At 59.4% G+C, this 13190-nt stretch carries 9 protein-coding genes and 6 pseudogenes; 10 read left to right on the forward strand and 5 right to left on the reverse strand.

Annotated elements, in window-relative coordinates; translation table 11 throughout:
• Positions 1-81: 81 nt before the first annotated feature.
• A complete protein-coding gene (locus tag CO666_RS30250) occupies positions 82-1299 on the reverse strand; it encodes a phospholipase D family protein (protein WP_164736484.1) in 1218 nt (405 codons plus the stop codon).
• An 817-nt stretch (positions 1300-2116) separates the two neighbouring features.
• On the opposite strand from CO666_RS30250, the gene CO666_RS30255 reads away from it, so the two are divergent.
• The 4 genes and pseudogenes from CO666_RS30255 to CO666_RS35070 all read left to right on the forward strand — a co-directional run.
• Positions 2117-2791, forward strand: a complete 675-nt coding sequence (locus tag CO666_RS30255; RefSeq protein WP_008534132.1) for an MreC domain-containing protein — start codon at positions 2117-2119, stop codon at positions 2789-2791.
• 127 nt (positions 2792-2918) lie between these two features.
• Positions 2919-3472, forward strand: a pseudogene (locus CO666_RS30260) (hypothetical protein).
• Between the two features lie 135 nt (positions 3473-3607).
• Positions 3608-4702 carry a nucleotidyltransferase family protein gene (locus CO666_RS30265; RefSeq protein ID WP_012489416.1) on the forward strand — a complete coding sequence of 365 codons (1095 nt, stop codon included), beginning with the start codon at positions 3608-3610 and terminating at the stop codon, positions 4700-4702.
• 167 nt (positions 4703-4869) lie between these two features.
• A pseudogene (locus tag CO666_RS35070) lies at positions 4870-5708 on the forward strand (HAD-IC family P-type ATPase); the annotation flags it as partial.
• Positions 5709-5785: 77 nt separating this feature from the next.
• On the opposite strand, the gene CO666_RS30275 reads toward CO666_RS35070, so the two are convergent.
• Positions 5786-6607: a universal stress protein gene (locus CO666_RS30275; RefSeq protein ID WP_008534144.1), complete on the reverse strand. Its 822-nt coding sequence runs from the start codon at positions 6605-6607 to the stop codon at positions 5786-5788.
• Between the two features lie 129 nt (positions 6608-6736).
• Here CO666_RS30275 and CO666_RS30280 point away from each other — a divergent pair.
• Positions 6737-7192: pseudogene (locus CO666_RS30280) on the forward strand (pyridoxamine 5'-phosphate oxidase family protein).
• Positions 7193-7343: 151 nt separating this feature from the next.
• On the opposite strand, the pseudogene CO666_RS34720 reads toward CO666_RS30280, so the two are convergent.
• Positions 7344-7484 (reverse strand): annotated as a pseudogene (locus tag CO666_RS34720) (alcohol dehydrogenase); the annotation flags it as partial.
• Positions 7485-7500: 16 nt separating this feature from the next.
• Here CO666_RS34720 and CO666_RS30290 point away from each other — a divergent pair.
• The 4 genes and pseudogenes from CO666_RS30290 to CO666_RS30300 all read left to right on the forward strand — a co-directional run.
• Positions 7501-7743, forward strand: a pseudogene (locus CO666_RS30290) (alcohol dehydrogenase); the annotation flags it as partial.
• Positions 7744-7947: 204 nt separating this feature from the next.
• A pseudogene (locus tag CO666_RS34725) lies at positions 7948-8817 on the forward strand (S1C family serine protease); the annotation flags it as partial.
• A gap of 94 nt (positions 8818-8911) precedes the next feature.
• Positions 8912-9205, forward strand: coding sequence for a PDZ domain-containing protein (locus CO666_RS34730; RefSeq protein WP_245436896.1), 294 nt, complete (start codon positions 8912-8914; stop codon positions 9203-9205).
• 123 nt (positions 9206-9328) lie between these two features.
• Positions 9329-9976: a BON domain-containing protein gene (locus tag CO666_RS30300; RefSeq protein WP_008534151.1), complete on the forward strand. Its 648-nt coding sequence runs from the start codon at positions 9329-9331 to the stop codon at positions 9974-9976.
• Here CO666_RS30300 and CO666_RS30305 read toward each other — a convergent pair.
• Positions 9942-10820 (reverse strand): response regulator, encoded by an 879-nt coding sequence (locus CO666_RS30305; protein WP_016737392.1) that lies wholly within the window; start codon positions 10818-10820, stop codon positions 9942-9944. The genes CO666_RS30300 and CO666_RS30305 overlap by 35 nt on opposite strands.
• A gap of 774 nt (positions 10821-11594) precedes the next feature.
• On the opposite strand from CO666_RS30305, the gene CO666_RS34325 reads away from it, so the two are divergent.
• Positions 11595-11732 carry a hypothetical protein gene (locus CO666_RS34325; protein ID WP_257784652.1) on the forward strand — a complete coding sequence of 46 codons (138 nt, stop codon included), beginning with the start codon at positions 11595-11597 and terminating at the stop codon, positions 11730-11732.
• Between the two features lie 220 nt (positions 11733-11952).
• Here the strand turns inward: CO666_RS34325 and CO666_RS30315 are convergent, their stop codons facing one another.
• Positions 11953-13005 (reverse strand): type III polyketide synthase, encoded by a 1053-nt coding sequence (locus CO666_RS30315; RefSeq protein WP_008534153.1) that lies wholly within the window; start codon positions 13003-13005, stop codon positions 11953-11955.
• Positions 13006-13190: the final 185 nt, after the last annotated feature.

Here is a 13190-nt window from a genome sequence, read left to right on the forward strand (position 1 = left end):
TCACATCAACCCCACAGGTGACTTGGGGCGGGGTGGCCATCGATGTCCGGCATGGCCGTCAGGATGCTGAGGTAAGCGTGGTCAGGCATGTTCGTCGTAATAGATCGTGTCAAGCATGGCGACTCGATAATCCCACAACTCGCTATCATCCCCGTCTGGGCGCGGTGCGTTATACCAAGGCGATGACTGGATCGGCACAATGACTCGATCCCAGTAATTTTCCAACGCAAGTGTTGTCGGGGCGAAATTTAAGGCTTTCGCCAAATTGGCCTTGTTCTTCCCGTTCGCGCAAACGAACGTGTCCGGACGTTTCATGGCGAGAAGCCGCGTCGCGGTAGGGTATTCGCCGATGTGATGGGCTTTGGCATCCACAAACGCTTTGCGGAATCTGCGACAATATTCCGTGAAATCCTCCAGCATTACCGGGTCTTTCCGGGGGATGCAGTCCAAGGCCGCGCCAAGCTGGCGGTCTTGCTTCGCTACTAGACCGGCGAAGTCGCCGTTACCGCCCATCGAGCCGAACCAGCCCCAATCATGGCCCCCAAGGCCTACGGCTTCCTTCTCGGCGTTGCCGAGCGTGCCGGCGATCCCCTTACATTCTGTCACTGAAAGGTCAGAGAACCGGCCGGCACTTGCGAAAAGGCGCTGAATTTCGCGAAGTAGTCTCATGCGGCGCTTGAAATGATGGTGGGGGTCGAGTTTTGCGGTCCGCGCGAATTCGTCCCAACTCATCATGGCCAAGGACGAGATGAGCCCCTTCCCGCTCTTCTTGTCGTCGGGAAGGATTGGGTCGCGCTGGCCGCGCCGCTTTCGAGCGGCCTCGAATTGTCGACGATAGCTATCCGCAAGTATCTTGGTGACAGGCTGTTTCAGTGCATCATAGCCGGAAAGCTCACTCTGTATCTGGTCGAAAATCTCATTGTTGGCAGAGCCTTCGATGTGCAGGCAAGCCTCGTGATTCAGGCCGAGGCCGCCCTTCGTGAAATTGGCACTTCCGACGATGGCTTCAGCTTCACTTCCGGTTCGAAACAAATAGAGCTTGGGATGGAAGATCCCCTTGTCTGCTTTGGCGATGAAGGCATTCTTGGTGCCGATTAGCCGCTCAACAAGATCGGGTGAGGTCGCAAAGCCGTTTAAACCGAAGGTGACGGAGCGAAATTTCGCCTTGTTTTCCATCAATCGATCGGCCAGTTTCCCATTGTATCCCCAAGCTACTGCGATCTGGATTTCATCATGGTCGCCAATAAGGCGATTCAGCAGGGCTGGCATTGTTCCGGCGTTAAGCAGCGTGACCTTCATCATTCCCCCCAAAAGCTAAGCCGGCGTCAAGCGACGGCCCAAGTCCCACACTCAGAACCAAGGCCTTACATGTGAAGTCTTTGGATTTGATTGCCGCCCATCCGCTCAATCGACATCGCCTGGCAAAATAGCCTCTCAAGGGCGCCTACCTTGGCTGGTTCCGTTCTGTGAGGGCGACACGCAAGACACCTTGGACCCGCCGAGGGAGCCAAATTTCGCCCTGAGGCACGCGTCCCCTCGCACGCTCGCTTGCTGGGTGGCCGCGAATGCGGCAAGCCAATGGGCGCGCAGACTTGAAGCTTCAGGATGGTGAGCCGAACCGTCGGAATCGGCTGCGGCTGGAGTCTGAGTGCAATTGGATGGAGTTGGGTGGGGTTCATCCCTTAAGGAAGTTGGGCATTGCAGCAGACACGAGCGTTGTGCTGTGTTTGTTTCCGATTTGTGCGTCTAGGATCGCATAATGGATCGAAGGGAACTGGCCCGGCAGGCGAGCAAAGAAAGACAAGGTTGACAGGCGCATTGCTTCTTCGATTGAGGGTTCGGCAGTTAAAATCTTTTAAGACTCCGGCGATGCACAACAAGGAAGCTCGCCGATAAGTTGCCCACGTGCAACTTTTGAATCAGTACGGTTTGACTTCGTTCAGGGCCAATGTAGCCTCACCCGTCTCATCCCCCATTCGACTGGCCACGAATTCTGCTCCTGGAAAGGTGAGGTGGACATTCGAGCGTGGCTATAGACGGGCAGTCCGGTAATCGTTATTTCGGATACACCACCCCATCACCAAATCATCCCGTGAATTTTTCAAGGGCTTTTATATTGAAAAAAGTGCAACGCAGTTTTGCCGTCGAGTACAAAAGCGGCAGACGAAAACTCGATACTAGGTCGAACTCGATCTGGGGCAACGTGGACCTAAAATCCGTCGCTCGCGACCTAGACAAAGAGGCAATGCCGTTTCTGTCGGATAGCTCTCAGAGTGGCAAATCCAACAGCGAAATTTCTCTACCAAAACCAGATCAGGCTGAGTCGTTGTTGACACCGCCTCTTGAGCCGTCGACAACTGCATCAGATACACAGGAGACGAGCATGGCCGACGAGACTGATACTGCAACCAGTGCCGATGTGCCGGCCGTTGTCGAAACGCCAATTACGCCGAAGAAACAGCGCAAACCCAGGGCCAAGAAAGCCGCGGCACTCGAAACCGCGTCAGCTGACACTACGGCAGAGCCAGCAGCTGCTCTGGCCGGCGCCGGTGGTGTGAAGAGGAGAGGGCGCAAGACAAAGGTGGTCGAAGCTGCGGCGAGTGCCAAACGCGCACCGGTGCGCCGCGCTCCAAAGGCTGTGCAGCCGGCGCCTGCCGCGCCGATGACAGCGATCGATGAAATGGCGGACCTCCTGCAGTTAGAAGAGGAAAATCAGCGGCTGCGCAAGCTTCTGGCTGAAAAACTTCGCGCTGAAAATGCCGATCTGCGCAAACGGCTCAAGCTCGATTGATAAAAGCAGCTGGTCAATCGCCGGCCGCATTTCCATGCTTATCAAGAGATAAAATTTGGCGACGGTGAGCTGTTGCCGGAATGAAGACTTACTGCCTGCTTGCGGGATAAAACGCGAGGTCGGATAGATGGCGTCTCCCTGGAAATTTCTTGCCCGACTGGTCTCACCGGGACGCGAACAAAAGCGAGAAAGCGGCTCGACCGAGAAGGTTTCGCCGGAGGCGTTGCCTAGTTCTGGTCCGACTGAAACGCCTGCCGAGGACAGCCTGAATAGCGATGGTCGGCCGGCAGGCGCGGAGCTACCTCGTCACGGTCAACCCGGTGCAATTTCCCTCAAGCCTGTGCATTCCGAAGAAGCCGAAAGCGATGTCCACGACAAGGTCGACGGCGAAGTTGCCGAAATCGTGGAGGTCGCTGATCCCGCTATATCAGGTGGTACTGGTTTCGACGTCACCGCTGCGAATGATGCCGCTAGGCTCAAGCGAATTGCCGAGTCGCACCGCGCGAGCAAAGGAGCCGCAGCAAGGAAGCGGTGGCGATTGCAGACGATCCCCAATTTATCCAAACTGCAAACGGGATGAGCCTCGATGACGAGATCAGGATGCTCAGGGATCAGCTGGCCAGAAAGCTAACGTTGCAAAACGCGCAGTTGAGAAAAATGCTGGAGCGGTTTGAACGATGAGCGTGACGCGCTGCCTGCCTTTTAAGCTTGTTGCAGGTGTCCTTTCAAGGCGATAGAGGCGGCATCCTATCTTGCGACCTATCCTCACGACCGTTATACTGTTTTTGAAAAACAGTATAACCCTGGAGTCGAGCTATGAAGTCCATCGACCTCATGTATCAGACGATGCTCGCTGAGCTCGGTCAGCGCTCGCTCGACGCCGCTTGGACGGCCGATTTCCCTCCGGAGGGTCGGTTCACCCCGGCAAACATCAAGGGGCGCAAGTACTGGTATTTCGACATCCCGGATGGACATGGTGGTACGAAACGTCGTTACGTCGGTTCCGCTGATGATCCGGTTATCGCACAGCGCGTAGCTGATCATAAGCGGGACAAGGACGATCTACGCGCTCGCAGGCGCTTGGTAAATACCCTGACCCGCGAAGGCGGGATGATCGCCCCTGACGCCATGTCGGGCGATATCGTCGAGGCTCTTGCCGATGGCGGTCTCTTTCGGCTCCGGGGTATTCTCATAGGCACGGTGGCCTTTCAGTGCTATTCAGGACTGCTCGGTGTCCGTCTTCCCATGGCTGCGATCCTGACCGGCGATGCTGACATCGCCCAGGACTATGCCATCAGTCGGGAGGTCGAAGATAGTCTGCCTCCGATCCTTGAGTTGCTGCAGGGCGTCGACGCCAGCTTTCGTCCAGTTCCACATCGATCGGGAGCCGCGGTATCGTCAGCGTTTCAGAATGCCGACGGCTACAGGGTTGAGTTCCTGACGTCGAACCGTGGTTCGGATGACTACATCGATCAGCCGGCGAAGATGCCCGCTCTTGGTGGCGCCAGCGCGGATCCACTGCGCTTTCTCGACTTCCTCATAAGGGAACCCGTCAGGACAATGCTGCTCCACCGAAGCGGTGTTCCGGTCGTCGTCCCTGATCCGTCCCGGTATGCCGTCCACAAGCTAATAGTCGCCAGCCGCCGAAACACGGACGGGCAGGGGCCGGCGAAGCGTGAGAAGGACATCCGACAAGCTGCGCTGCTCTTCGAAGCGCTGCAGCAGACAAGGCGATCTACCGACTTGGCGCTCGTCTACAACGAAGCATGGAGGCGCGGGCCTACATGGCGAGAAGGTATTCGAACCGGGGCGGGAATGCTGCCAGCACAAGATGCCGAGCGGCTCAACACGGTCCTGACCGAGGGCGGAAAAAGAAACGGCGAAGAAATTGAACTTCCGTTTGGAGAATAGGCCGTCTTTCAAGGCTAAGCAGTTGATTTGATTCGAAGTCGTGAAGACAATGAAGATGAATATGGTCCTGCGGGGTCCTGTGCCGAATATCTGCATCGCACGGTCTCAGATCTGGCCCCGGCCAGCGCCGGGCAGGCGAAGCGCTGATCTACATAGCAAGGGGGTCAATCGAGAAGATCGCGGTCGGCGACGTGCTCCTGATACGCAAGGGCGACGTCGTACCGGCCGACGGGGCTCTCGTCAGCGAAGTCGCGACGATCGACCAGGCGGTCCTGACCGGAGAGCCTTTAAGGGTGCGCATCGCGAGGGATGGCAACATTTCAAGTGGCGCTACGAACGAGGGGGACGTGATCGAAATCCGCGTTCTAAGTCGCGCCGAGACAGCACCTATGCCGGAATACCGGAATAGTGAGGCTCGTGGAAGCATCGAGGCGCTCCAAGGCGAAGCTGATGCGACTGGCCGACCGGTTCTCGGTGTGGTTCTTGTTCGCCACGGTAGCGATTGCAGGCGTCTCGGCGTTCATGTCCGGAGACCTGTCAAGGATCGTGGCCGTGCTGGTCGTCGCCACGCCCTGTCCGTTGATCCTGGCCGTACCCGTCGCACTTGCGAAGGAGGGCGTTCTGGTGAAGGGTGCGGGACCTCTCGAGGCACTCGTCCAGGCCACCGTGGCGGTGTTCGACAAGACGGGGACGCTCACCGCGGGACAGCCCGAAGTCGGCCACATCGAGGGATCGGAGCATCCTAACAGGATCCTGCGGCTGGCCGCCTCGCTGGACCAGGCGTCGGGCCATGTGGTCGGACGCGCGCTGGTGGACGAGGCGCATAGACGTGGGTTGGGAGTGAGCCGCCCATCGGAGGTGACCGAGACCGCGGGATCCGGAATCGTCGATGGCGTGCGCGTCGGCGTCGGAGGAGACGCCTAACGGGTCAGGCAGCGCAATGCGTGTCAAGGTAGTGTTTGACGGCACGCCGGCTGGCACGATCACGCTCGAAGACCGGCTTCAATACCTTCCGCCAGTCGGCGGGGCATTGCTTTAGGAGGCCATCGACGTCGCGGTCATTCTAAACGCCCTTCGCGCCCTCTAATGGGCGAGAAGCACTAGTAGCTCGGCCTTGACGAGAAGTTCTCGAGTGACGCCGCCGAGGATGAACTCACGAAGCCGCGAATGGCCAAATCCGCCCGCGACCAGAAGGTCCGCCTTTCGTTCCAGCGCGGCCGATTGGATGGCGCCTGTCGCGGTCTCGCCGCCTGCCTGGATCGATACGTCATCCACGTCGAGTCCCGAATGCTTCAACGAAGAGATCAGGAGGGCGCGGTTCGCCTCGTCGATCTCCTTGTCGTCGGTGATCGAGATGACCTGCACCTTGATCGCGCGTTCGATGAAGACCCGTGCGCTGGAAAGGGCGCGCGCTGCGGTGGCGCTGCCGTCCCAGGCGACGGCGATCGTGTCCACACGAGAGTAGACGCTGGTGGCTGGAAATAGCACGAGCGGACGGCCGCTTCCGAATAGCAGCGTTTCGGAGAGTTGCCGGGAGAGCTCCGAGGCTTCGACGATGGAAAGGTCGTAGCACTTGGCAATTTCAGAAAAGCGTTCATAGACGAACGGTTCCCTGACCTCGAATCCGTGGATTCGCACCTCGAAGCCAGTTTCCGAAATAGCGTCGGCGATGTGTCCCCGCAGCGAAGTCCCGCTGTCCCGGCTATACCGTTCTGCTTGTCCCCGCCATGTCTCGACATCGATAACGGTGGGAAAGGGCGGATGGACCTGGGGGATCCGGACTTGTGGGATACTGGCGACGAGATGGGCGTCATTCTGCCTAGCGAGGCCGATAGCATTGTCGATTATGGCGAAGGAACTCGCGTCGGGATAGGTCGACAACGGGAGATGGAACTGCGGCTTCATGCTTGCCTCCTGAGGTTAAACTTCCGTCATGATGCATGCCGCTGAGAGAGTTCGCATTGCGCTTGGTCAAGGCCGCGGCGCAATGAAGCTCCTATAATCGCGCCTTCATCGAAGCTGGAGGACACGGCCATGACGATCAATCTGACGGAGATCAACCCCGGTGAGTGCTACCGCATCCTGGAGAACGAGCGTTTCGGTCATCTGGCATGCTGCAAGGATGGGCAGCTCTACGTGGCGGCGATCTATTTCGCCTTTTCCAACGGCGTCGCCTATAGCTTCACCATGCCCGGCAAGAAGCTCGACTGGATGCGGGGAACGACAAGGTCTGCCTACACATCGAGCAGCGTTCGAGCGCCGGCGGGTGGACGAGCATCGTCGTCGAAGGCAGGTTCGAGGAATTTCCTGACAGCGAGGCGCGACAAAGCGAACGGCTCCACGCGTGGTCTTCTCCAAAAGTATTCGGACTGGTGGGAAATCGGCTCTATAAAGCCCCAGGAGTTCCCCATGCCCGATGGCTCTCCTCATGTCTTCTACGGCATTGCCGTCACGGCCGTGTCGGGACGCAGTGCAGTCAGAACGGAATGACCGTCGATGCTCGAGCCGAACCCGCATCCCACAATCGGAGCACCACATGCCATATCTACGCGGCCTATATCCAAGCGCCACATCTAATTTCACCTCGCACCCGCGTTTCGCGCGGGCGCTCTGATTCAAGACGAGATCTTTGCCGGTCGGCAACCGTTCCGCCCTTCCGCACCACGTCGAGCGCCATTGGCACGAGCTCGCCGGCCGGCGCGAAGATGATGGCGGCGTCGAGCGGCACCGGCGGCCTTTCACCGGAAAACCCGGTCCAGACGGCGCCAAGATCAAGCGTGAACTTCCGTCCGGCCTCGTTGGTCTGCGGCGGCATCGACATGTCAGACATTCCGAGCATGCCCTATCGTCTGCTCTGGGGCGAGCGGCGGGTCGTCTCGGTGGCGAACCTGACGCGGAGCGACGGGGCGGAATTCTTCTCGATCGGGAAGGCGGCAGGGGTCAGATGCTTCACCAGCGTCTACCCCCTCGAGCATGCGAACGAGGCTCTCGACGATCTGCGCGCAGGCCGTGTCTCTGGAGCCGCCGTGATCGTTCCGTAGCCGATGTTCCCCTTGACAAGGATCAATGCGCTTTGCTTGCGCTACACAAAAGCTTCTTCGTCAAGACGTCCGCCGACAACCGGCGGCGCTTCCGCAAGGAGATCAGAGATGTCGCGTTCGTTGCTCGCCTTGGCGGCGCTCTTCATCGCAGGTGAGAGCCTATTGTCGGCTCCAGCCGTTGCAGACAGCCTGTCGCTCGCGCCGATGCTCCAGCGTGTCGTGCCGAGCGTCGTCAGCATCTCGGTGCAGGGCAGGGAACTCGACGACGCGGATGCAACGCTTGCTGATCCCTTCTACAGAAAGTTCTTCGGACTACCTGACGACGCTGCGCCGGCAGAGCACAGCTTCCAATCGGCCGGATCGGGTGTCGTCATCGACGAGGTCCACGGCTACATCGTCACCAACCAGCATGTCATAGCAAGCGCCTCAAAAATCGAGGTGGCGCTCTCCGACGGCCGACGCTTCCAGGCGAAACTTGTCGGCGCCGATCCCGAGACGGATGTCGCTGTCGTTCAAATTCCACCTGATCATCTTGTTCAAGCCGAGTTTGGAAGCGCGTCCTCGCTTCACGTCGGCGACGTCGTCGTGGCGATCGGGAATCCCTTCGGCCTGGGCCAGACCGCGACGATGGGCATCGTAAGCGCGCTTGGGCGCCGTGCCGTGGGATCGGAGGGGTACGAAGGATTCATTCAGACGGACGCGTCGACCAATCCCGGCAATTCGGGCGGCGCGCTTGTAAGCGAGGACGGCGTCGTGGTCGGGATCAATAGCGCGATCATCGGCCCCGCCGGAGGAAGCATCGGCATCGGTTTTGCGGTCCCAGCCGAGACTGTCGGCATCGTGATGCGGCAGCTCATCCTGACCGGCAAGTTGGTACGCGGCGAGGTGGGAATTTTAACGCAGGACCTGACGCCCGGTCTCGCAAAGGCGTTCGGCGTCGATGAAGGGGCGGGCGCGCTGGTCAGCGAAGTCCTTCCGGGTTCACCGGCGGCAAATGCAGGAATTCAGCCGGGCGACGTCATTCGGATGGTCGACGGAAGGACGGTGCGCGGCGCGTCCGACGTTCGAAGGCTTGTGGGATCGCTACCGTTGCAGTCCAAGCCGTCCTTCCAGATCGACCGCGCGAGCCGAAGGATAGAAGCATTTCCCGTGGTGTCCGACGCACCGGTTGCCGAACCGGCTGCTTCGCGTACCATTCATATCGCCCGCGGCCCTCTCGCCGACGCCGAGATGGCGAACTCTCCATGGTCCCGGCGCCCGCGTCGTCGTCGTCGCCGAGGGTTCGGTCGCGGCACAGGCCGGCCTGCAGCCGGACGACGTTATCGTCGCTCTCGACCAGCAGCCGGTGACGGACGTCGGGCAACTCCTCTCAATACTCGTGAAGGAGCATGCCCGTGCTCTCATCACCGTCGTGAGGAACGGCCACCGCCTCTTCGTGGCCGCTGACGTGCAGACCCAGTAGCAGCCCGCAGACCGTGTTCTGTCCGCTGAAATTCCAAGGTCGCTCTCGTGCTTGATGAAGATCAACGACGAAAATCTGCGGCGCTGTCACGATCGGCACGTCGCAAACCTGAAGGAGGTTGTCATGAACGACATTCAACTCAGACAGAACATTCTCGACGAAATGGAATTCGAGCCCAGCATCGACGCGGCTGATATCGGCGTCGCGGTCGATAGCGGGATCGTCACACTGACTGGTCACGTGCGCTCCTACGCGGAGAAAGAAGCCGCAGAGCGCGTGGTTAGTCGCGTCAAGGGCGTGCGCGGAATAGCTGCCGATATCGAGGTCCGGATTTTCGGGCCGAAGGAAACAGACGACGACGACATCGCCCGGCGAGCTGTCAAAATGCTCGACTGGAACGTTTCCGTGCCAAAGGATTCGGTGCAGGTGCGGGTCCTCAAAGGGTGGATCACCTTGCGGGGAGAGGTCGAGTGGCAATATCAAAAGAACGCGGCCTACGACGCCGTGCGGGATCTCGCCGGCGTAGTAGGGGTGTCCAACCTAGTGGAGCTGAAGCCGCATATTACGGCGGTGGATGTCAAGAAACGCATCGAGGATGCTTTCCAGCGCGACGCCGCTCTTGAGGCCGATGCAATCAGAATCGACGTCCAAGGCAGAAAGGTAATCCTCTCCGGCAAGGTGAAGACCTGGTCGGAACGGCAGGCGGCGGAGCGCGCTGCATGGTCCGCTCCAGGGATCAGCACTCTCGACGACCGACTGACGGTCGGGTGATCGAATATCGGGATTGGCTAGACATTACTGCTCTGCCCACACTCAGCAGCAAGGGCGCCGCTGAGCGCCCTTCGCATAGAGCCCAATTTCCTTGATCGACTTGCGCGCAGATCTCGTCTTCGGAACGAAATTCCGCACCACCCGTTGCAGAGCCTCCGTCGCGAGCACAAGGCGACCATTGATGTTCTTGGAGAGCGACCTTGGGTGGCGACGTAGGCTGGGATCTTCCGCGAAGAAAGATATGAGTCCCCGCAACGGCAGCGCGATTGAGGTTTGGGTTTGATTTTTCTAAATTGAAATCCTGCTGTCGAGCAGAATCGCTATTAGGCCTCGTGGCGAGCAGCAGCCTGAGACGGGTCGACATCTCCGATGCAGTGTACGGCTTCTTCAGCCAGCCGGCGCCCGCTTCGATCTCCTTGTCCGCGGCATGGGGTTCAGAAAAGCCCGACGTCAGGAGAATTTTCACCCTCGGCCAGCGCTCCCGGACATTCCGGGCCAGTTCGTCGTCGTTCATTCCCGGCATGGCCACATCACTGAACAGGAGCGCTACGTCATGCCCCGCCTCCAGCTCCTTCACCGCGTCGATCCCGTTCGTAGCTTCGATCACGAAGTAGGCAAGCGTCTGCAGGCGGCTGACCGTCACTCGGCGAACTCTCGCGTCGTCCTCGACCACCAGGATAGTTTCCGTGCCCCGAGGCGGGGCTTCCTCAGCCCGCTGCTCGTTCGGATGAGAATCCTTTCCGGCGTCGGCGCGTGGAAGAAAGAGGCGCACCGTCGTCCCTTCGCCAAGTTCGCTGTAGAGCTGCAGGTGCCCTGCGGATTGCTTTGCGAAACCGTAGACCATGCTCAGCCCAAGCCCCGTTCCCGAGCCCGTCGGTTTCGCGGTGAAGAACGGTCGAAAGCCCTCTCCATCACATCGGACGTCATTCCGGTGCCGGTGTCGGTCACGGAAATGAGGACGTAGCTGCCGGGGCGGATCGCCGGGTACATCAGGACATAGTCGGAGTCGATCTTGCAACAGAGCCCTTGCAGGCGGGCACCTCAAAGCAGACAGGAGCTGCGATGGAGGACAAGGCTTCGCAGGTTCTATCGAGCACGAAATACAGCACTGCTACCAAGCAGTTGGCAGGATCCGTGCTCTCACAATCCAACAAAAAGCGCTGATGAACGAACAAGAACTTTCGAACCAGTTTCTGTTGTTTTTCCCGGGCTTCTCGTCAACCAGTCTTATTCCGTTTCCTGCCACCTTAACTCATCATCTTCCGGAAAAGCGGCAGTTGGTTGCGAACATCCAGTGCCTCGGTCGGTGGACTCCGCTGAAGCGCCTATTTGAAGTCACTCTGCCCCAGATACGCTTCAATGCAGCTAGGAATGGGAAGCGATGAGCAAAGTGCGTAGGAGATCAAAGTTTCCCACTCCTTGTGGCCTGCCGAGGTCGGCGATCGATGACAGGCGTAATCGAGAGACACTGGCCCCCGAGACATCAATCCCGCTTGGGGGAGACGTATCTGACAACGTTGGTTGTAAATCCGCTTTTGTTTGCCGATGCACATTCAGTGCCATGGCTGGATCGCATGGTTCAGATACACGCAGATAGACATCGCGACCGATCGCGCGCGTGCCCGGCCTCGCCGAAAAGGTGCCAGATGTGACGGCAGCCTTGCATGCAAAGCTCGACGAGCACCGGGCGTTCGTGCGGGAGCGTGGAGAAGACTTGCCGGAAATCCAGAATTGGCGCTGGGCACGCTCCTCCTAGTGCGACAGAGGACCGGATTGGGTAGCGACTACCACCAGCCATACTGCCGCAGCTACGCCGGCACGCAAGAGAAAGGATTCGAGTGCGAGGTGGCAACCTCGCCTTCGACTTGGGGTGTCCCACGGCAATCGCAGCCTTTGCAGCGTCAGCTACGTGTTTCGAGTCCTGTTCGTTCTGCAAACGATGCGATCTTAAAACGTCCTGGAGAATGATCGCCGGGTCATGCTGCAGCCGTCAACGAGAGGCAGCTAAGGGTGAAGCCCGGTCCCATCGCCGTCAGGACAGTTCTCCTGGGTAGTCCTTGCGCAAGAAGCTTCTCGAGTACGAACAGCGCGGTTGGCGAGGACATGTTCCCATAGTCCGAGAGAACCTCACGTTCCTGGTCGAGGGTTCCCTGGCTTAGTTTAAGCGCCGATTCCAAGGCGGTGATAACCTTTGATCCACCGGGGTGGCACGCAAACCGGTCAACGTCGGCAGGAGCAAGATCTGATCGGGCGAGTATGGACGTTACGCCCTTCAGCACATGAGTTTCGGCGAACGGTGGTATCGCACGATCGAAGATCACGCCCAGACCCTCCGGATCGACGCTCCATCCCATGATGTCTAGCGTGTCGGGCCACGTATGCTGGCCTGCAAGTTCGACCTCGGCCAGACCGGTCTCACTAGCACGCACCACGCAGGCGGCGGCCCCGTCGCCGAAGAGGGCGGTCGCCACGATGTTCGCCTTCGTAAGCTTGTCCATGCGAAATGCCAACGTGCAGGTCTCGACGGCGACCACCAGCACGACTGAGCCTGGCCGGGATGCCGCCAGCCGTGACCCGATTGAAAGCCCAGAGACTCCGCCGGCACAGCCGAGGCCAAACACGGGAACCCGTTCGACATCGTCCCGGAAGCCCAGTTCTCGGCTTACCCTCGCTTCCAGACTAGGTGTCGCAATACCAGTCGAGGAGACGGTTACGATCGTGTCGACATCGCCTGCTGCAATGCCCGCCGACACGAGAGCCTTGCTGGCGGCGGCGACGAACATTGCACCAGCGCCCTCGATATGAGCGAGGTTTCGTTCGGGCCATCCCGACGTCTCGAGATACCACTCGATCGGCCGGACGGCATAGCGGCGCCGAATTCCCGAGGTTTCGAACACCCTTGCCAGCTTTTCGAAATCGCCAAATCGCGATGAGAACGCGGTGTGCGAGGCTCGCGCCGCGTCACGCTGGTCGATGACATGTGGCGGAACGGCGGTGCCGACGGATACCAGCTTGACGGGTTGCTGCATAAGACTCCTTGCGACGGCGCGGGAAGAATTTGGTACGCCGCGCGAGGACGAGACCGAACCGTAACGCCTCGATCCTCAATAAGTTGCAATGCGGGCGAGCCTGACGCCGCACTTCGTCGGAAGGCTTCAGAGACGACGACGCGTGAAGGATGCCTCCCGCGGCTTCGTGTCTGCCTTGATCCACG

It is taken from the genome of Rhizobium chutanense, assembly GCF_002531935.1.
In the GTDB taxonomy this organism is placed as follows: Bacteria; Pseudomonadota; Alphaproteobacteria; order Rhizobiales; family Rhizobiaceae; genus Rhizobium; species Rhizobium chutanense.